17 protein-coding genes and 2 pseudogenes are annotated in these 18,157 nt (G+C 72.3%); 9 read left to right on the forward strand and 10 right to left on the reverse strand.

Translation table 11 applies throughout. The features are described from left to right. Window positions 1–27: 27 nt before the first annotated feature. The gene (locus ACE1OC_RS39155; protein WP_407841040.1) at window positions 28–270 is read left to right on the forward strand and encodes a protealysin inhibitor emfourin; all 243 of its coding nucleotides are present in this window, start codon (window positions 28–30) and stop codon (window positions 268–270) included. A gap of 202 nt (window positions 271–472) precedes the next feature. Here the strand turns inward: ACE1OC_RS39155 and ACE1OC_RS39160 are convergent, their stop codons facing one another. After that, the gene (locus tag ACE1OC_RS39160; protein ID WP_407841823.1) at window positions 473–1,210 is read right to left on the reverse strand and encodes a VOC family protein; all 738 of its coding nucleotides are present in this window, start codon (window positions 1,208–1,210) and stop codon (window positions 473–475) included. Between the two features lie 215 nt (window positions 1,211–1,425). Between ACE1OC_RS39160 and ACE1OC_RS39165 the strand changes: the two genes are divergently transcribed. Then, the gene (locus ACE1OC_RS39165) at window positions 1,426–1,812 is read left to right on the forward strand and encodes a hypothetical protein (RefSeq protein ID WP_407841041.1); all 387 of its coding nucleotides are present in this window, start codon (window positions 1,426–1,428) and stop codon (window positions 1,810–1,812) included. Window positions 1,813–1,953: 141 nt separating this feature from the next. On the opposite strand, the gene ACE1OC_RS39170 is transcribed toward ACE1OC_RS39165, so the two are convergent. Next, window positions 1,954–2,577 carry a DJ-1/PfpI family protein gene (locus ACE1OC_RS39170; protein ID WP_407841042.1) on the reverse strand — a complete coding sequence of 208 codons (624 nt, stop codon included), beginning with the start codon at window positions 2,575–2,577 and terminating at the stop codon, window positions 1,954–1,956. Window positions 2,578–2,669: 92 nt separating this feature from the next. Here ACE1OC_RS39170 and ACE1OC_RS39175 point away from each other — a divergent pair, with 92 nt between their 5' ends. Both ACE1OC_RS39175 and ACE1OC_RS39180 read left to right on the forward strand, forming a co-directional pair. Further along, window positions 2,670–4,007, forward strand: a complete 1,338-nt coding sequence (locus ACE1OC_RS39175) for a PLP-dependent aminotransferase family protein (RefSeq protein ID WP_407841043.1) — start codon at window positions 2,670–2,672, stop codon at window positions 4,005–4,007. A gap of 328 nt (window positions 4,008–4,335) precedes the next feature. Further along, window positions 4,336–5,172: a S1 family peptidase gene (locus tag ACE1OC_RS39180; RefSeq protein WP_407841044.1), complete on the forward strand. Its 837-nt coding sequence runs from the start codon at window positions 4,336–4,338 to the stop codon at window positions 5,170–5,172. A gap of 55 nt (window positions 5,173–5,227) precedes the next feature. Here ACE1OC_RS39180 and ACE1OC_RS39185 read toward each other — a convergent pair whose 3' ends face one another. The 4 genes from ACE1OC_RS39185 to ACE1OC_RS39200 form a co-directional block, all read right to left on the reverse strand. After that, a complete protein-coding gene (locus tag ACE1OC_RS39185) occupies window positions 5,228–5,869 on the reverse strand; it encodes an RDD family protein (protein ID WP_407841045.1) in 642 nt (213 codons plus the stop codon). Between the two features lie 282 nt (window positions 5,870–6,151). Beyond that, window positions 6,152–6,817: a fasciclin domain-containing protein gene (locus ACE1OC_RS39190; protein ID WP_407841046.1), complete on the reverse strand. Its 666-nt coding sequence runs from the start codon at window positions 6,815–6,817 to the stop codon at window positions 6,152–6,154. 86 nt (window positions 6,818–6,903) lie between these two features. Continuing rightward, window positions 6,904–8,505, reverse strand: coding sequence for a molybdopterin-dependent oxidoreductase (locus tag ACE1OC_RS39195; protein WP_407841047.1), 1,602 nt, complete (start codon window positions 8,503–8,505; stop codon window positions 6,904–6,906). Between the two features lie 282 nt (window positions 8,506–8,787). Next, the gene (locus tag ACE1OC_RS39200) at window positions 8,788–9,027 is read right to left on the reverse strand and encodes a chaplin (RefSeq protein WP_407841048.1); all 240 of its coding nucleotides are present in this window, start codon (window positions 9,025–9,027) and stop codon (window positions 8,788–8,790) included. Between the two features lie 465 nt (window positions 9,028–9,492). Between ACE1OC_RS39200 and sigK the strand changes: the two genes are divergently transcribed. Together sigK and ACE1OC_RS39210 are read left to right on the forward strand one after the other, a co-directional pair. After that, window positions 9,493–10,017 (forward strand): ECF RNA polymerase sigma factor SigK, encoded by a 525-nt coding sequence (gene sigK / locus ACE1OC_RS39205; RefSeq protein WP_250743295.1) that lies wholly within the window; start codon window positions 9,493–9,495, stop codon window positions 10,015–10,017. Further along, a complete protein-coding gene (locus ACE1OC_RS39210) occupies window positions 10,014–10,766 on the forward strand; it encodes an anti-sigma factor (RefSeq protein WP_407841049.1) in 753 nt (250 codons plus the stop codon). Before sigK ends, ACE1OC_RS39210 begins: the two co-directional genes overlap by 4 nt. Before the next feature lie 261 nt (window positions 10,767–11,027). Here the strand turns inward: ACE1OC_RS39210 and ACE1OC_RS39215 are convergent. Beyond that, window positions 11,028–11,144, reverse strand: a pseudogene (locus tag ACE1OC_RS39215) (amidohydrolase); the annotation flags it as partial. 533 nt (window positions 11,145–11,677) lie between these two features. On the opposite strand from ACE1OC_RS39215, the gene ACE1OC_RS39220 reads away from it, so the two are divergent. Beyond that, window positions 11,678–13,309, forward strand: a complete 1,632-nt coding sequence (locus ACE1OC_RS39220; RefSeq protein ID WP_407841050.1) for an AMP-binding protein — start codon at window positions 11,678–11,680, stop codon at window positions 13,307–13,309. A gap of 125 nt (window positions 13,310–13,434) precedes the next feature. Here ACE1OC_RS39220 and ACE1OC_RS39225 read toward each other — a convergent pair whose 3' ends face one another. Continuing rightward, complete coding sequence (locus tag ACE1OC_RS39225) at window positions 13,435–14,160, reverse strand: PepSY domain-containing protein (protein WP_407841051.1); 726 nt, start codon at window positions 14,158–14,160, stop codon at window positions 13,435–13,437. A gap of 132 nt (window positions 14,161–14,292) precedes the next feature. Between ACE1OC_RS39225 and ACE1OC_RS39230 the strand changes: the two are divergent. Further along, window positions 14,293–14,977, forward strand: a pseudogene (locus ACE1OC_RS39230) (response regulator transcription factor). Between the two features lie 37 nt (window positions 14,978–15,014). Further along, window positions 15,015–16,403: a sensor histidine kinase gene (locus tag ACE1OC_RS39235; protein ID WP_407841824.1), complete on the forward strand. Its 1,389-nt coding sequence runs from the start codon at window positions 15,015–15,017 to the stop codon at window positions 16,401–16,403. On the opposite strand, the gene ACE1OC_RS39240 is transcribed toward ACE1OC_RS39235, so the two are convergent. Further along, entirely contained in the window at window positions 16,357–17,028 is a 672-nt protein-coding gene (locus ACE1OC_RS39240) for a TetR/AcrR family transcriptional regulator (protein WP_407841052.1), read from the reverse strand. The genes ACE1OC_RS39235 and ACE1OC_RS39240 overlap by 47 nt on opposite strands. 111 nt (window positions 17,029–17,139) lie before the next feature. After that, the gene (locus tag ACE1OC_RS39245; RefSeq protein WP_407841053.1) at window positions 17,140–17,961 is read right to left on the reverse strand and encodes a hypothetical protein; all 822 of its coding nucleotides are present in this window, start codon (window positions 17,959–17,961) and stop codon (window positions 17,140–17,142) included. Window positions 17,962–18,157: the final 196 nt, after the last annotated feature.

Below are 18,157 nucleotides of genomic sequence, written 5' to 3' on the forward strand. Positions count from 1 at the left end.
AGCCTCGACATCCGAAGGAGAACGGCCATGCTGATCACTGTCAGTCGCTCCGGGGGTTTCACCGGCGTGGACACGACGCGGAAGATCGACACCTCCGGCCGGCGGGACGCCGCGGAATGGGAGGGCCTCGCGCGGCGCGCCCTACGGCCGGTCGCGGACGGCTTCCACTACCGGATCACGATCGACGGCCAGGCGGTCGACATCGACGAGGCGGGCCTGACCGGCGACCAGCGGGCACTCATCCGAGCGGTCCTCGACCAACGGGCCTGACCTGCCCCACCGGGCCGGAAGAAGAAGTCTGCGATCCGACCGTTTGGACTCCCGGAGACCGGCCAGAAGAAGGGACAGGGGAGCCCGCGGCAGTGAGCGGCGCGGGCTCCCCAGCGGGCCCGAGCCGCGTGGTGGCATCCCCCCCCCGCCATCACGCGGCCGGGGCTCCGCGGTCGCGCCGTCCGGTCGGCCGGTCAACCGGTCATGGGTTGCCGTCCTGAGGCGTGACCACGGTGAAGAGCGCGCCCTCGGGATCGGAGAGCACCATCCACCGGCTGGTGACGGAGGTCTGTACGGGTGAGGCGGCTCTCGCGCCGAGACCAGTGGCGGCATCGATCGCGCTCTCGAGGTCGGGCACGTGGAAATGGACGTGCCAGCGGGGGCGTACCTCGGGGTCCGGAGCTTCTTCGAGTGCGCCGCCGCTGATGCGGGCCACGGTGTCGTGGCCGTGGCGCAGGACGACGTGGTCGTGTTCGTAGGAGACGGTGCAGCTGCCGGGTCGCTCGCTGTCCCAGTCCAGCACCTCTCCGTAGAAGATGGCGGCGGCGAACGCGTCCCGGGTCCGCAGTTCCAGCCAGGCCGGGGCGCTTCCGCGGCCCATCGACCAGTCGGGGACGGCCTCGCCGTGCCAGAAGCCGAAGACGGCCCCGGCGGGGTCCGCTGCCAAGGCGGCTCGTCCGGTGCCGAAGGCCAGCGGGCCGACCGCCATGGTCGCACCGCGTTCACGGACCCGTGCGGCCGTCGCGTCGGCGTCCTCGACGGCGAAGTACGGCGTCCACACCACGGGCACGCCGCGATTCCCGGTAAGTGCGCCGATGCCCGCAACGGGGGCCCCGTCGCGGAAGGCGACGACGACGCCGTCCCCGAGATGGGTGGGGCGGAAATCCCAGCCCAGCACGGCACCGTAGAACCGCTGGGCCGAATCGAGGTCCCGGGCCAGGAGGCTGACCCAGCACGGGGTACCGGGGATCTCACGGCTCGACGTCGACACAGTTGCCGGCCTCATCTGCTGCTCACGGGGACGGGACCCTTCCCACATTAGACCGGACGGCAGCGAGGGGCAGGCTCAGCCGAAACCGCTGCCCGCCCTGCGAGACCTGTGAGCCCCTTGCCGCCGCGGTGTCTGGGAGGGGGCGGGCGGGGCAGGCGGTGGGTATGAACGAATCCCTTGCGAACCTGTCCAGCAGCTACTACGTGACCGTCCGAGGAGAGCGCTTCACCTGCGGTGACGTGACGGGCCTGGGTCCCCAGGGGGACCTTGACCTGCCCGGGCAGGTGCTCACCCTCACCCTCGACGAGTGCGTCCTCACCGACGTGCCCGGGGCGCGGGAATGGGCTCTGTCCACCGAGGCCTCCGCCGAGCCGTGCAACGTCAAGATCGAGGAGATCAGGGCGGGTTCGACGGCCCCGCCCACCACGTGGTACCTCACCGACGCGAGGCCGGACTCGGTCACCGACCACAGCACGACGGCGACCAGTCACGAAACGCGGATCGGGCGGCTCACCATGCACGCCGCCAAGATCTCTCCGGCCATGCCGTAGTGATCCCGTCCGGGCGTCGGAGGCCGGGAACGACCCGGCCACCCCCGTCGCGCTGCGATCTGCCCTGGTGCCGACTCTCGTAGGGCGTACCGGGTCCGGCGCGGACCGAACGGCGGTACGTGGTCGCTTCCGACCGGCTGTTCAGCAGAGCGCGGGTGTGGGAGCGGGCAGGTAGGGGGCGATGTTGTGCCAGGCGCGCTCGACGTACTCGTCCTTCTCGCCGACCGGGGCGACGTAGTGCAGCGCGCTCTCGGCGGCGTCCTTGCCCTCGAGGCGGGCGATGATCCAGGCGGCGAGGTAGGACGAGGCCAGGCAGCCGCCGGCGGTGGCGATGTTGTCCTTGGCGTGGAAGGGCTGGTTGAGTACCTCGACTCCGGCGGCGACGACCCAGGGCTTGGTGGTCAGGTCGGTGCAGGCGGGGACGTCGCCCAGCAGGCCGAGCCTGGCCAGGACGAGCGCGCCGGAGCACTGTGCCGCGATGAGTTGGCGTGAAGGGTCCAAGCGGCGCAGGACGTTCATGATCGCCGGATCTTCGACGACCTCGCGGGTGGCGATTCCGCTGCCGACGATGACGGCATCCGCGGCGCACGCCTCTTCCAACGTGGACATCTGCTCGATGACCACCCCGTTCATCGACGTCACCTTGGGGCCGGGTGTCGCGATGGTGACGCGCCAGCCGTCGGTCTTGATGCGGTTGAGCACACCGAGCGCGATCAGGGAGTCGAGCTCGTTGTAGCCCTCGAAGGTGAGGATGGCGATGTGCACGGCGGCTGTCCTTCCGGGTGGGTGGCTGGGTTCTGACGGTAAGGACCCCCGAACAGGACAGTCAAAGAATTGTCATGCATACAATCCGGTGCATGGCAGCTCCGCGCTACAAGATGCTGGTCGACGTGCTCGCGGCCGATATCCGGAACGGGCGGCTCGCCCCGGGCACGCGGCTGCCGACACACCGCGGGCTGGCCGCCCGTGAGGGGATCGCCGTGGTGACCGCGACTCGGGTGTACGCCGAGCTGGAAACGATGGGCCTGGTGAGCCGGGAACAGGGCCGCGGTACGTTCGTGCGTGACATCGCCGTGCCTGCCGGTCACGGGATCGAACAACAAGCCGCCGCCCCCGACATGGTCGACCTCAACTTCAACTACCCGTCGCTGCCCGGGCAAGCAGATCTCCTCCGACAGGTCCTGCGAGAACTGGCCACCGCCGGCGATCTCGACTCCCTGCTGCGCTACCAGCCGCATCGAGGGCGTCCCCAGGACGGAGCCTCCGTCGCACGGCACCTGAGGCGTCGAGGAATCACCACCGACGCGGACCGGATCCTCATCGTCAGCGGTGCGCAGCACGGCCTGGCCGTCACCGTCATGGCCGCGCTCAACGCCGGCGACGTCGTCGCGGTCGACGCGCTCACCTATCCGGGTTTCAAGGCGCTCGCGCACGCCTTTCATCTCGACCTGGTACCCGTACCCACCACCGCAGACGGGCCGAATCTCGATGCCCTGGAGAAGCTGTGCGCGACCCGCCCCGTGCGCGCGATCTACACCATGCCCACCTTGCACAACCCGCTGGGCTGGGTCATGTCGGCAACCGACCGAAGCCATCTGATCAAGATCGCCCGGCAGCACGGTGCGCTCATCATCGAGGACGCCTCCTACGCCTACCTGGTCGAGGCCCCACCACCACCGCTGGCAGCAACCGCGCCGGACATCACGGTCTACGTCTCGGGAGTCTCCAAGAGCGTTGCCACCGGCCTCCGGATCGGCTTCGTCGTCGCCCCGCCCTCGGTGGTGCCGTCCGTCGAACGCGCGATCCGGGTGACGACCTGGAACACGCCGGCCCTCACCACCGCCATCGCCTGCCGCTGGCTCGAGGACGGCACGGTGGACCACTTGGAAGCGCAGAAGCGAGCCGACGCCCAGACCCGCCAAGCACTCGCCAGGCAAGAGCTGGCAGGTCTGCCGGTCATCGGCCACCCCTCGTCCTACTTCACATGGCTGCCGCTGCCCGACGACGCGCGCGCCGATCGCCTGACCGCCACCCTCGCGCGTCAGCGCATCTCGGTCTCCACGGCCGAGCCGTTCACCACCTCGCTGCACACACCGCAGGCGATCCGCCTCGCTCTGGGCTCGACCGATCTGGACAGTCTCCGATCGACACTGCGCACGGTGCGACGAGTCGCGGTCGAGGACGCCCATGCTTGATCGGCCCCGAGCGTGCGCCGGACGTACGCCGCCGGCGTGATGTGGAGCTTCTCACTGGCACTCGCGTACAGGATCAGCCGCAGGCTCGCTGAGACGGCCTGCCGCGATCTGCTCCGCCACCCCCACCACGGTGGGCGGATAGGCGCCGACCCCGGAGCGGTGGACGTCTTCCCGGCCGACGAGGCGGCGTCACAAGTCCGATTACGGCCGTTCCTTTGGAAGGCCCGAACTACCAAGGCCCTCTTGTGAGTTGGGTCCCGGGTCCTAACAATGCGCATGACAACCGAAGGATCTTCGGTCGCATTGTCACCCAGAGGGGAACCCCCACATGAACAAGCCTCTCGCCGGCGCCGCATTCGCCCTGCTCCTCACCGGAGCGGCGGCCTCGCCGGCCGTGGCCCAGGCACCCCGGGACACGGTCGCACCCGCCGTCGCGGTCAACTTCGCCGGCACGGTCGCGCTCAGCAACTGCTCCGGCTCCGTCGTCCGCGTGCCGAACTCGCTGCCGTCCGACCCCGCGCTCGTCCTGTCCAACGGCCACTGTCTGGAGTCCGGCATGCCGGCGGCCGGACAGGTCGTCAAGGACAAGGCGTCCAGCCGCTCCTTCTCGCTGCTGAACGCCTCGGGATCCAGGGTCGCGACGCTGCGCGCGAGCAAGATCTCGTACGCCACGATGACCGACACGGACATCTCGATCTACCAGCTGACCAAGACCTACGCGCAGATCAGCAGCCAGTACGGCATCAGCGCGCTCACCCTGAACGACGCCCACCCGGTGCAGGGCACCGCGATCAAGGTGGTGTCCGGGTACTGGAAGCGAACCTACAGCTGCAACGTCGACGGGTTCGCCTACCGCCTCAAGGAGGGCGAGTGGACCTGGAAGGACTCCCTGCGCTACACCTCGTCCTGCAACACCATCGGCGGCACCTCCGGCTCCCCGGTGATCGACACGACGACGGGCAAGGTGGTCGCCGTCAACAACACGGGCAACGAGGACGGCGGGTCCTGCACGATGAACAACCCGTGCGAGGTGTCCGAGAGCGGCGCCGTGACGGTCCGGCAGGGCATCAACTACGCGCAGCAGACCTACATCGTCGTCCCCTGCGTGGGCCCCGGCAACACGATCGACCTGAACCGCCCCGGCTGCACGCTCCCCAAGCCGTAGCGTGAACGCGTCGGGGCCCGCCCGGAATCCGGACGGGCCCCGACGTCAGGGCGTGTCAGCCCTTGGGAACCACGATGACGACGGTGCTGCACACCTTGTCGGCGAAGGTCTGCTTCTTGGCGTCCCACAGCGGCCACAGGTAACCGAGGTAGCAGGGGATGCCGTCGAGGATGTGCGCCAGCTTGCGCACGAAGGCCATGCCGAAGCCGAGGACGTTGCCGTCGACCTCGCGGCGCACGCTGATCCCGACGACCTTCTTGCCGATCGACTGGCCGGTGGAGCCTTCCTTGTAGAGCTGGAAGATGCCCATGCCGACGGCGTAGAGCCAGCCGATCAGGAAGAAGACGCCCGGGCCGGAGGCGCCCGCGTCGTCGCTCATGGCGAGGTCGATGAAGCCGAGGGCGTACATCGGTCCGGCGATGATCAGGCCGTCGAGGAGGGTCGCGCCGAGGCGCAGGCCCCAGTGCGCCAGCGGCGGCATTCCGGTGCCGGGCATGGGCGGCATGCCGGCCGGCGGGTACGCACCGTACGGCTGCTGCGGGGGGACGCCGCCGACGGGCTGCTGCGGGTACCCGTACTGCGGGGGGACACCCTGCGGGGCCTGCTGCGGGTAGCCGGGCTGGCCCTGGGGGTAGCCGGGCTGACCCTGCGGCGGCTGCTGCTGGCCGTAGGGGTTGTTCGGGTCGCCGAAGCTCATGGCGAAGTCTCTCCAGGGGTGTGGCGGGGACGAGCGGCCCGCGCGGAGGGACGTGGAACGAGCGGTTTGCCCCCCTGCGCAGCCGCGAACTTGCGGGGCCATGGTGTTAGTAACATCGGCCACTTGTCCAATCCGCCGCCCCGTGTGCCCACCAGGTGATGAGCCGGTAAACACGGCATGGAGTCCCGGACCCTGAGGACGGGTCCGGGACTCCGGGGGCCACTTCGCTGACCGCTTCTACAACGACCGGCGCCCCTGCGGGTCACCGGTCCGGCGGCACGGCTACTTCGGCATCAGGACCGTGTCCACGATGTAGACGGTGGCGTTCGCGGTCGGGACGTTGCCGCAGACCACGTTGGACGTGCCGTTGACCTTGTAGGACTCGCCCGAGCCGGCGGTGGTCACCTTCCCGGTCTCCAGCGTGGTGAAGGAGCCGTTCTCCAGCTGCTTCGGCGTCAGCTTCTCGCCGACCACGTGGTACGTGAGGATCTTGGTGAGGGTGGCCTTGTCGGCGAGGACCTTGTCGAGGTCGGCCTTCGGGATCTTGGCGAAGGCGTGGTTGGTCGGCGCGAACACCGTGATGTCCTTGGCGTTGTTGAGCGTGTCGACGAGCCCGGCCTGCTTGACGGCCGCCACCAGGGTGGACAGCGCCGGGTTGTTGGACGCGGCGGTCGCGACCGGGTCCTTGGCCATGCCGTCGAAGCTGCCCGCGCCCTCCTTCGGGACACCGGCGCACGCGGCGCCGAAGGGCCCGTCCGCGGTCATCGGCGCCGAGGCGTCCGCGGCCGGGGAGGGGGTGTCGGCGCTCGCCGCGGCGTCGGCACCGGCGGCCGAGTCCTTGCCGGAGCCGGAGCCGGAGCCGGAGCCGGAGCAGGCGGCCAGCGCGAAGGGCAGTACGGCTGCGGTGGCGACGGCGAGGGCGGTACGGCGGAAACGAAGGGTGTTCATGGTGTTCTCCATGGATGGGGTTGGTGCATGCGGAATTCGGAAGGGGGGAAAGTGTGTGAAGTGGTGTGGAACCGGGGTCGCTCCGGTCAGCCGACCGTGACGAAGACGCCGTGCCGGCCGCTCGCGCCGTCCGGGATGGTGCGGGTCCGCAGCTCGGTCTGGACCTCGCCGCGGCCGTCCGTGGCGCGGACGGTCAGGCGGTGGCCGCCCGAGGAGGCCTTCCAGTCGAAGGACCACTGGCGCCAGGTGTCGGTGGTGGCCTGCGCCGCGAGCGAGGCCTCCTGCCACGGCCCGTCGTCGACCTGGACCTCCACGCGCTCGATGCCGCGGTGCTGCGCCCACGCCACCCCGGCGACCGTCACGGTCCCGGCCGGGATCCGGGCGAAGGGCTTGGGGGTGTCGATCCGGGCCTGCGTCTTGACCGGCGCCCGGCGGGCCCAGCCGCGCTTGACCCAGTAGGGGTCGTAGGAGTCGAAGGTGGTGAGCTCGATCTCCCGGATCCACTTGCAGGCGGATACGTAGCCGTAGAGACCGGGTACGACCATCCGGACCGGGAAGCCGTGCTCGAAGGGGAGCGGCTCGCCGTTCATGCCGACGGCCAGCATCGCGTCCCGGCCGTCCATGACCTCCTCGACGGGGGTGCCCAGCGTCATCGCGTCCACCGAGCGCGCGATCAGCTGGTCGGCCCGCCCGCCCCGCGAGGGTGCTTGAATACCCGCCTCCCGCAACAGGTCCGACAGGCGTACGCCGAGCCAGCGCGCGGATCCGGCGTAGGGGCCGCCCACCTCGTTCGACACGCACGTGAGGGTGATGTCCCGCTCGATCAGCGGGCGTTGGAGGAGTTCGGCGAAGGAGTAGGAGCGCGGGCGGGAGACGCCCTTGCCGTGGATGCGCAGCCGCCAGGTGTCGGCGTCGACCTTGGGTACCACGAGGGCGGTGTCGACACGGTAGAACTCCTTGTTCGGTGTGGTGAAGGCGCTGACCCCGGGAATCCGCAGGGCCGCCCCTGCCGGGATCGGCGCGGCGGGCGAAGCGGGAGCGGGCAGGCGAACGGCGGTGCGGGAGGCGGTGGCGCCCTGGCCGCGCCGGCCGGTCAGGGCCCGGCCGAGGGCGCCGGCACCGGTGGAGGCGATCGCGGTGACGCCTGCCGCGAGGAGGAAGCCCCGCCGGTTCCATGCGGCGGGCGGTTCGGTGTCGTCGGCGCCGGCTCCGGCGGGCCGGGCGGTGGCGCCGCCCACCGTGCCCACCAGCAGGTACAGCACCAGCGCCCCGGCAACCGCCCCCACCAGCGAGGGCAATGCGTCCCACGGGCCGGCCGCGTCGGGCCGGCCGAGGGCGGCCGCCGCGCCGAGGACGCCGAAGGCGAGTACCCCGGCCGCCCCCGTACGGCGGTGGCGCAGGGCGAACACCCCGAGCAGGGCCGCCAGGAGGGCGACGGTGACGAGGATGCCGAGCTGGAGGACCAGCTTGTCGTTCTCGCCGAAGGTACGGATGGCGAAATCCTTGAGCGCCGCCGGAGTGCGGTCGATGGCCGCGCCGCCGATCACCGTGACCGGTCCCGCCTGCGGCCGGACCAGGGACGCGGTCAGCTCGGCGGCGGCCAGGGCCGTGTATCCCGCCAGCAGGCCGCTCGCCGCGGCGAGGGCGCCGCGCTCGACTGTCCTTCGGTTGATGCTCACGACCCTCATTCGGCGCGGGATCCCTCCCGGATGGGTCGGTCATCCGGTCAAGTGAACATCCGCTGGTGTGTTGACCTTTGTGCGGGGGAGCGGGGGCTGAATCCCCGTGCGGCCCCCGCACGCGGGCGGCGGCGCCGACGGCCACCGCCCGCGCGGTCCTCCGGGCCCGGCGGCGCTCAGGAGTGGCGACCCACTCCCCGCCGGTCCGGAGGACCACCGGCCCGCCGCCGCCCCGTTGCCGGCGGCGGGCCGGAGAGTGCGGGCCGGAGACTGCGGCCCGGGGCATGGGGGTCAGGCGTTGACGCAGGTGTTGCCGAACGCGGGATTGAGCAGCCCGATCACACTGACCGAGTTGCCGCAGACGTTGATCGGGATGTGGACGGGGATCTGGATCAGGTTGCCCGAGCCGACCCCCGGGGAGTAGGCGGCGAGGCCCTGGGCTCCGGCGTCGGCCGAGGCCACCGTGGCCCCGCCTACGAGAAGGGCACCCGAGGCGAGGGCGAGTGCGGCACTCTTGAGGACACGCGACACGACAGATCTCCTTGCTGGCTGTGCGGCGGCGGACTCCGGGGCCCATCAGCCCCGTGACCCGCCGCGCGGCGGCCCTTGGACCGGGCCCGCGACCCTCCTTCGGCCCGGACCCCCGGCGCGGTTTGGTCCAGGAGGGCCGGTTCCCCCGAACGGATGCCCTTTCGCGTGTATGTCGGCCAATCCGCACGCGGACCGGCTCCGAAGACAAGGTGAGACAGCAAGGACCCGGCGCGCACCGCGACCCCGGCGGACGGGGAACGGGTGCGCCTGCCACGAAGGATCGTTCATGCGATGGATGGACCGGCGAGAACCACTCGCGGCACCGCCGTGCCCGCCCGGGCCCGGCCGTACAAGGGGGCCGCTCAGGTGAACCCCGAGAAGCTGCGCTTCCCCGGACCGGGCCCGGGCAGCGGCCCCGGAACCGGCACCGGCCCCGGTTCCGCCGCGGCCGAACTCGCGGAATTGATGGCGCGCGTCGCGCAGGGGGACCAGGACGCCTTCTCCGCCCTGTACGACGCCGTGGCCGGAACCGTCTTCGGCATCGCGGTCAAGGTGGTGCGCGACCGCGCACAGTCGGAGGAGGTCGCCCAGGAGGTGATGATCGACGTGTGGCGCCAGGCCGCCCGCTACCGCCCCGAGCAGGGGAGCGTCATGGCCTGGGTGGCCACGATCGCCCACCGCCGGGCGGTCGACCGGGTCCGCTCCGCCCAGGCCTCGGCCACCCGCGAGCACGACGTGGGCGTACGCGGCCAGGAACGGCCCTTCGACGAGGTGAGCGAGCAGGTGGAGACCCGGCTCGAACGCGATCAGGTCAAACGCTGCCTGCGTCGGCTGACCGAGCTCCAGCGCCAGGCCGTCACCCTCGCCTATTACCAGGGGCTGACCTACCGTGAGGTCGCCGAGACCCTCCAGACTCCTCTTCCCACGATCAAGACCCGGATGCGCGACGGACTGATCCGCCTGCGCGACTGCATGGGGGTGACCACGTGAAGCACGACGAAGAACTGCACACCCTCACCGCGGCCTACGTACTGGACGCGCTCGGACCGGGTGAACAGGAGGCCTTCTCCCGGCACTTGGCTCGCTGCGCACCGTGCTCCGGGGACGTCGCGGAGTTCTCCGCCACGGCCGGCCGGCTGGCCGCCGCCGTGGCCCTCGTGCCCCCGCCCCAGCTGAAGGCGGACGTGCTCGCCCGCATCGAGACCGTCCGCCAGCTGCCCCCGAGGGTCGGCGTCCGCCGGGCGGCCGGCCTCCTCGACCGGCTCCCGCGCAAGGCCGGGGCCTTCGTCGTGGCCGCGTCCCTCGTCGGGGCGGCTCTCTTCGGCGGCGCCGCGCTCCACGAGAGCGGGCAGGCGGACCGGGCCCGGCAGGAGGCCCGGCAGACGGAGGCGCGCAGCCAGGAGCTGCGGGCCGTGGTCACCGCCCCGGACGCCCGTACCGTCCACGGCCGCACCAGCGGCGGAGCCGCCGCGACGGTGATCACCTCCGCCGCCCGGGACCGGGCCGTGTTCCTCGCCGACCGGCTGCCGGCCGCCGGGGAGGGCCGTACGTACCAGCTCTGGCTGGCCGACCGCGGCACGATGCGTCCGGCCGGCTTCCTCGCCGGGGACGGGGCGGCCGTACTGGACGGCGGCCTGGGTACGGCCACGGCGGTCGGTCTGACGCTGGAGCCCGCCGGGGGATCACCGCAGCCGACGACGAGCCCGCTGGTCCTGCTCGCCCTCCCGGCGAGGGCGTAGGGCGCACGGCGCACGGGAACCCCGGGCGGGTGGCCGGGTTCACCGGCTGCCGGGCTCACGGCCCGCCGAGCAGCGCCGCCGCGTTCGTGTCGAGGATCGCGGCGGCGTCCCGCGGGGGCAGCCCCGAGTCGGAGACGTAGGAGACCGCCCGCACGAACACCTCCCCGTCCTCATGCGGTGCCCGGTGATCAGCGGGCTGCCCGCGCCCTCGCCGGCGGGGTGGACGTACAGAACCGCTCCGCGCCGGTCGAGTTCCTCGTACAGCGGGCGGAAGAGCGGATCGGCCAGGGTCAGGTCGCGCACGGTCGTGGTGACGGCCGCCCCCGCCATGCCGAGCTCGTCGAGGGCGTACGCGAGCTCGCGCAGCGCGGCGTCCACGTGGGGCAGCGGCAGCGCGGCGAAGGCCCGGAAGCGCCCGGGCCACCAGCTCGGCGTAGGACTCGTTGACCGCGCGGGCCAGCTCCACCGCGTCGGCCTCCCGGGGCAGGTGCGGCGACTGAGGGGGCACGGAGAGCACCTGCACGGAGATCCCCGTCCGGTCCATGAGGGCGAAACGGTGGTCGAGGTCGGCCGGTCCGGCGTCCGCGCCGATCCCGCGCTGGGTGCCCGTGTCGGTCCGGCCCAGCCGCTCCAGCCGGTCCGGATAGGCGGGGGTCCAGAGGTGGGCGTGCACGTCGATCCGCCCGACCGGTCGCACGGGCGGCGGCGCCGTAGAGGGGCTCACCCTTCGATGGAACGCCCTGCCCGCGGGCCCGGCCCATCGGGGCCGCCGCATCGCGCCGTCGGGGGCTGGTCCCGTCCGCGGGGCACGTGGATCATGAGGGGGCGCGTCGGAGCAATGGGGCCCTGGCGCCCGCCACCGAGCCCAGGGGGTCCACGTGCCGTCCGTGCCGTTCGCGTATCCGTCGTCCGTGCCGTCCGTCGAGCCGAGTTACGCCTCCGGGGCCGGCGAGGTGCCGCTGCTGGGCGACACCATCGGCGAGAACCTGGACCGCACCGTCCGCAGGTTCCCCGGCCGCGACGCCCTCGTCGACATGGCCTCCGGGCGCCGGTGGACGTACGCGGAGTTCGCCGCGGACGTGGACGATCTCGCGCTCGGCCTGCTGGACCTCGGGATCGTCAAGGGGGACCGGGTCGGCATCTGGGCCCCCAACCGCCCCGAGTGGACGATGGTGCAGTACGCCACCGCCCGGATCGGCGCGATCCTCGTCACCGTGAACCCGGCCTACCGCGCCCACGAGCTGGAGTACGTCCTGCGCCAGTCCGGGATCCGGCTCCTGGTGGCGGCGGACCGGTTCAAGACCTCCGACTACGCGGCCATGATCGAGGAGGTCGGGCCGCGCTGTCCGGACCTGGAGTTCACCGCCCTGCTCGACGGTCCGGTGTGGAACTCCCTGCCGGAACGCGGCCGCCGCGCCGACCGGACGGAACTGCTGCGCGCCCAGGCCGCGCTGAGCCCCGACGACCCGGTCAACATTCAATACACCTCGGGGACCACCGGCTTCCCCAAGGGAGCGACCCTCTCGCACCACAACATCCTCAACAACGCCTACTTCGTGGGCGAGTCGTGTCACTACAGCGAGCAGGACCGGGTCTGCATCCCGGTGCCCTTCTACCACTGCTTCGGCATGGTCATGGGGAACCTCGCCTGCACCAGCCACGGCGCGGCCATGGTCATCCCCGCGCCCGCCTTCGACCCGGGCGCCACCCTGGCAGCCGTCCAGGCGGAGGCCTGCACCTCGCTCTACGGGGTCCCCACCATGTTCATCGCCGAGCTGGCCCACCCGGACTTCGAGACCTACGACCTCTCCAGCCTGCGCACGGGCATCATGGCGGGCTCGCCCTGCCCGGTCGAGGTGATGAAGGAGGTCATCGACCGGATGGGCATGCGCGAGGTGTCCATCTGCTACGGCATGACGGAGACCTCGCCGGTCTCCACCCAGACCCGCGTGGACGACTCGGTGGAGCGCCGCGTCTCGACCGTGGGCCGGGTCGGACCGCACCTGGAGGCCAAGGTCGTCGACCCGGCCACCGGCCGGACCGTCCCGCGCGGTGAACCGGGCGAACTGTGCACCCGGGGCTACTCCGTCATGCTCGGCTACTGGGACCAGCCCGAGCGCACCGCCGAGGCCGTCGACGCGGCCCGCTGGATGCACACCGGAGACCTCGCCGTCATGGACGGGGACGGGTACCTGAGCATCACCGGCCGGATCAAGGACATGGTGATCCGAGGCGGAGAGAACCTGTACCCGCGCGAGATCGAGGAGTTCCTGCACGGCCACCCCGACGTCATGGACGTCCAGGTCATCGGCGTGCCCGACCCGAAGTACGGGGAGGAGCTCATGGCGTGGGTGCGGATGCGCGAGGGCGCCGAGCCGCTGACCGCGGAGGCCGTGCGCGCGTACTGCGACGGCCGGCTGGCCCACTTCAAGATCCCGCGCTACGTCCACGTCGTGGAGGAGTTCCCCATGACGGTGACGGGCAAGATCCGCAAGATCGAGATGCGGGAGACGGCGACCCGGCTGCTGGGCCTTTCCTCCTGACGGAGGTTCACCGGCGTCCGTCCGTCCGGCTGTCCGGCTGTCCGGCTGTCCGGACGGTCCGGTCCGGTGTCCCGTACCGCCGTCGCCGCGGTACGGGACACCGGGCGGGCGGAGCCCGCACGAGCTCAGCGGGCCGCTCCTGCGCCCTTCCCCGCGACCGTGTTGCTCGTGACCGCGCCGTCGGCGCCGGCCAGGGTCACGGCGTGCCGGACCCCGTCGGAGCCGAGGACCACCACGCGCCAGGCACTCCCGCCGCCCTCCTGGGCGATCACGCGCAGCGCCTCGGCCTTCCCGCCGGGCACGGCGGCCTCCGCCTTCTCCAGGGCCTGGGCCGCCGGCAGCGCGGGCAGCGGTACGGGGGCCCGGCCGGGCCCGTCCACGACGAACCCCTCCTCGCCCTCGGTCGTCCCGGGCATCCCCGGTCCGTCCGGCGGGACGACGCCCCGCTCGCCCTTGTGACCCCGCAGGCCGGGCTTGCCGGGCTCGCCGGGCTCGCCCGGCTTCCCGGGGCGCGCGGGCAGCGGAGCCGTCATCGCGCCGCCCCTCTCCCGCTCGACGTCGAACCGGTCCCACAGCCGCTCCGCGCGCGTGCGGCGGACGTCGTGCTCGTGGTCCGTCACGACCACCGCCGCCGCCCCCACAGCGCCCACTCCGGCGGACGCCACCACCACGAGCCCGAGCGCCACCCAGCGTCCCCGGCCCTCACGGGCGAACCGGGTGAAGCGGGCGACCCGGGCGCCGCGCCCCGCCGCCTTGCCGGCCGGGTCGCCGTTGCCCTCGCCCTCGCCGCCGCCCTCCCCGGGAACAACGGCCGGGGGGAATTCGGGCGGCTGCGGACTGGACTGAGTCATCTGAAAGCTCCTCGCGTTCTCCGGGCGGCGTGCCCGGCTCGGCCGATCCTGCGAGCAGGATGCTGAAGCCCCGCTGAAGCGAGCTGAAGAACCCTTCAGCAAGCCGGCGGCGCGACCTGAGAACCTTGCCCCATGCGCGTACTGGTGGTCGAGGACGAGCGGCGGCTGGCCGTCGCCCTGCAACGTGGTCTGCGGGCCGAGGGCTTCACCGTGGACACGGCACACGACGGCCCGCAAGGCCTGTGGATGGCCGGCGAACACGACTACGACGCCATCGTGCTCGACATCATGCTGCCCGGCCTCAACGGCTACCGGGTCTGCGCCCGGCTGCGTGCGGCCGGCTGCGAATCCGGCATCCTCATGCTCACCGCCAAGGACGGCGAGTACGACGAGGCCGAGGCGCTCGACACCGGGGCCGACGACTTCCTTTCGAAGCCCTTCTCCTACGTGGTTCTCGTGGCCCGCCTGCGGGCCCTGATCCGGCGCACTGGCCGCCGCAGCCCGCAGGTCATGGAGTTCGGCGACCTCCACGTCGACCCGGCCCGGCAGCGCTGCACGCGCGGCGGCGTCGAAGCCCGGCTGACCGCGCGCGAGTTCGCCGTCCTGCTGCACCTGGCGCGCCGGGCCGGTGAGGTCGTCCCCAAACGGGACATCCTCGACCACGTCTGGGACACCGCCTACGAGGGGGACCTCAACGTCGTGGAGGTCCACGTCAGCGCCCTGCGCCCTGCGCCGGAAGATAGACGCGCCCTTCGGCCGGGCCGCGGTGGAGACCGTCCGGGGCGCCGGATACCGACTGGCGGCCGACGGTGGCTGAGCCCGGCCGGTCCCACGCCCACCGGCTGCGCAGGGCCGTGTCCCGGCTCCGCCCGCGGTCCGTCCGCGCCCAGGCCACCCTCGGTGCGTCCGCCGTGGTGGCCCTGGCCCTGGGCCTCGCCTCCTTCGCCCTGCTCGGGGCCCTGGAGACCAACCTGACCATGAGCGCCCAGGCCGATGCCGAACGGCAGGCCGTCAAGGTGGCCGCGCTGGCGGCCACCGGCCGGCTGGAGCCCGTACCGCCCCCGGGCCACGGCACGGACTTCGTCCAGGTCATCGATGCGCAGGGCCGCGTCATCGCGGCCAGCCCCAACCTCAGAGGCCGCCCCGCCCTCGTCCCCGAACCGCCCGTCGCACCCGGCACGGTCCGCGGCACCTGGAAGGGCGGCCGGGTCCGCCAGGAACACCGCCAGCGCGTCGTGCAGGTCACCACCGTCACCGCCAACGGCCTGGTCACCGTCTACGCAGGGACCTCGCTGCGGGACGCCGACACCGCCGACGAGACCATCGTGGCGGTATTGGCCGTCGTGGTCCCGCTGCTCGTCCTGGTCGTGGCCCTGATCACCTGGCGGGTCACCGGCTGGGCCCTGCGCCCCGTCGAGGCGATCCGTGCCGAGGTCGCCGAGATCGGCGACCGCGAACTGCACCGCCGGGTGCCCGTTCCGGCCACCCGCGACGAGGTGGCCGGGCTCGCCGTCACCATGAACGCCACCCTGGACCGGCTGGAGGCCGCCGGCATCCGCCAGCGCCGCTTCATCGCGGACGCCTCGCACGAACTGCGCAGCCCGATCACGGTGCTCCGCACCCAGCTGGAGGTCGCGCAGGCCCACCCGGATCCCGAGCTGTGGGGCGATCTGGTCAGCGGCGCGCTGGAGGACACCGTACGGCTCCAGGACCTGGCGGCCGACCTGCTCCTGCTCGCCCGCCTCGACACCTCGGAGCCGCCGCCGGCCGCCGTCGTCGACCTCACCGAGGTGGTCCGCGAAGCGGCCTGTACGCGCAGGGGCGAGCGGGTCCCCGTCCGGGCGGACATCGCCCCCGGGATCGCGGTCCGCGGCAGCACGATCTGGCTGTCGCGGCTCGTCACCAACCTGCTGGACAACGCCGGCCGGCACGCCGAGCAACACGTCACCGTGGTCCTGCGCGTGGACGCGTCCCGGGGTGAAGTCGTCCTCGAAGTGACCGACGACGGCGCGGGCATCGCGCCCGCCGACCGCGAACGGGTCTTCGAACGCTTCACCCGGCTCGACGACGCCCGCGCCCGCGACGAGGGCGGCACCGGCCTGGGCCTGGCCATCGCCCGCGACATCGCCCTGCGCCTCGGGGCACCCTCGCCGTCCGGGACTCCCCGAAGGGGGCCCGCCTGGTCGCCACGCTCCCCTACGGAACGGCGTAGCGGGCCAGGAAGAGGTCGACCCCCGAGGTGACGACGCGGGTCAGCTCCGCCGGGTCGGTCTCGGTGCCGGGGGCGAAGGTGTCCACCAGCTGCGGGACGCCGACGGTGGCGGCCACGAGCTGCCGGACGGCGAGCTCGGGGTCCGCGACCTCGAGCCTTCCGCGCCGCCCGAGTTCGGTGAGGGCCTCGACGAGGGGTCCGTTGAGCATGTCGTACGTGACCTGGTACCAGAGCCGGCCCAGCTGCGGGAAGCGGCCGGTCTCCCCGATCACCAGACGGCGCAGCGTCATGACGTCGGGGCGCAGCAGGAGCGTGGCCCAGTCGCCGGTGAGGGTGATCAGGGCGGAGCGCAGATCGGCGGCTTCCGCGAGGGCGGAGCCGTCCGGTTCCAGGCCGGCGCAGGTCTCGCGCAGGATGCCGCCGATGGCGGCGAGGAACAGCCGCTCCTTGGTGCCGAAATGCTTGTAGAGCGTCGCCTTGGAGACCCCCGAACGGCTGGTGATCGCGTCCATGGAGGCGGCCGCGTACCCCTCGGCGAGGAACTCCGCGGCGGCCGCGTCCACGATCGCCCGGCGCTTGCGCCGGACGGCGTCGGAGGAAGCGGGGATGACCGGGATGCCGTAGGCGTCGGTGGCGTTCGCCGTCTCGGCTTCCATGGGGGAGTCCTTCGTACCTGCGGGGTGGCATGGGGGCGGTGCGTGCCGGAGCAGGGCCAGTGTAGGAACCGAACCGCCCGGTACGCACCGCGTACCCGGCCCCGGCGCGCGTCAGCCCTGCGCCGCGCCGCCCTCCTTGACGGCCTCGGTGATGTCGGCCGTGTCGGCGGCCGGGGGGATGGCGATGTCCTTGGCCACGCCGAAGGACAGGAAGTCGATGTTGACGGTGACGTTCCCGAAGACCTGGTTCAGCCGCGAGGGCATGCCCTTGTCGTCGACCCAGATGTCCGAGACGAGCTCGGTCGCACCGCCCCCGCCCACTGCGCCGAAGACCGCCTTGGAGTCGCCCATCTTGTCCACCGGAACCGTGGCCCGGTAGTGGACGGAGCTCTTCCCGTTGACGTCCTCCCGGCCGACCTCGGTGACGTTGCTGGCCCACTTGAGCGACTTCAGCCCGGCCGTCGGGTCGTTGTTGCCCGCGCTCATCCCGGCGGCGCCCTGCTCGCCGAGCACGGCCGAGGCCTCGAGCTTCAGCCAGGTCTTGCCCGCGAAGGGGCCGCTCGGCGCCGGGTCGATGCCGTAGTAGTACGCCCCCCGGACGAGCCGGTACGTGATCGTGCCGTCGGCGACCAGGTCCTGCATCTGCAGGTCCGCGGCCGGCATCTCGGCCTCCATCGCGAGGCCGTTGCCCCAGGAGTAGGTGCCGTTCACCTGGACCGGCTTGCCGCCCGTGTCGGGCATCGTCACGCTCATCTCGACCTCGGCCGAGCCCGCCTTGGAGGCCTCGTCGGAGGCCCTCGTGAGCCTCGCGACCAGCGTCTCCGCCGAGTCCGCCGCCTTCTTGCCCACGGAGGCCCCGGCCGTACAGCCGCTCAGGCCCGCCGTCACGATCACGGCCGCAGCGATGCCCGTGGTGACTGTTCCTGCCTTCATTCCCCACCCCTTGTTCGGTTGTCGTCCCCGTCCCCCCGGACAGGACCGGTCGCCCCCACGCTCGCACAACTCCCGGACGGGAGACGAGGATTTCGGCCTCCACCGCTCCGGCGCGAGGGCCCCGGGAAGCCCCCTGGGGAAGCCCTTGGGAGGCCCCCGAAAATTCGCGGCGCCCGTCCTAGCAGCCCGTATATCC

It is taken from the genome of Streptomyces stoeckheimensis (genome assembly GCF_045822005.1).
In the GTDB taxonomy this organism is placed as follows: domain Bacteria; phylum Actinomycetota; class Actinomycetes; order Streptomycetales; family Streptomycetaceae; genus Streptomyces; species Streptomyces stoeckheimensis.

Excerpts from the sequence above, each read along its gene's own strand:
- ACE1OC_RS39245 (WP_407841053.1), bottom strand. The coding sequence starts at position 17,961 with ATGAAGGCAGGAACAGTCACCACGGGCATCGCTGCGGCCGTGATCGTG.
- ACE1OC_RS39225 (WP_407841051.1), bottom strand. The coding sequence starts at position 14,160 with ATGACTCAGTCCAGTCCGCAGCCGCCCGAATTCCCCCCGGCCGTTGTT.
- ACE1OC_RS39190 (WP_407841046.1), bottom strand. The coding sequence starts at position 6,817 with ATGAACACCCTTCGTTTCCGCCGTACCGCCCTCGCCGTCGCCACCGCA.
- ACE1OC_RS39240 (WP_407841052.1), bottom strand. The coding sequence starts at position 17,028 with ATGGAAGCCGAGACGGCGAACGCCACCGACGCCTACGGCATCCCGGTC.
- sigK (WP_250743295.1), top strand. The coding sequence starts at position 9,493 with ATGGCGCGCGTCGCGCAGGGGGACCAGGACGCCTTCTCCGCCCTGTAC.
- ACE1OC_RS39185 (WP_407841045.1), bottom strand. The coding sequence starts at position 5,869 with ATGAGCTTCGGCGACCCGAACAACCCCTACGGCCAGCAGCAGCCGCCG.
- ACE1OC_RS39155 (WP_407841040.1), top strand. The coding sequence starts at position 28 with ATGCTGATCACTGTCAGTCGCTCCGGGGGTTTCACCGGCGTGGACACG.
- ACE1OC_RS39180 (WP_407841044.1), top strand. The coding sequence starts at position 4,336 with ATGAACAAGCCTCTCGCCGGCGCCGCATTCGCCCTGCTCCTCACCGGA.
- ACE1OC_RS39175 (WP_407841043.1), top strand. The coding sequence starts at position 2,670 with ATGGCAGCTCCGCGCTACAAGATGCTGGTCGACGTGCTCGCGGCCGAT.
- ACE1OC_RS39165 (WP_407841041.1), top strand. The coding sequence starts at position 1,426 with ATGAACGAATCCCTTGCGAACCTGTCCAGCAGCTACTACGTGACCGTC.
- ACE1OC_RS39195 (WP_407841047.1), bottom strand. The coding sequence starts at position 8,505 with ATGAGGGTCGTGAGCATCAACCGAAGGACAGTCGAGCGCGGCGCCCTC.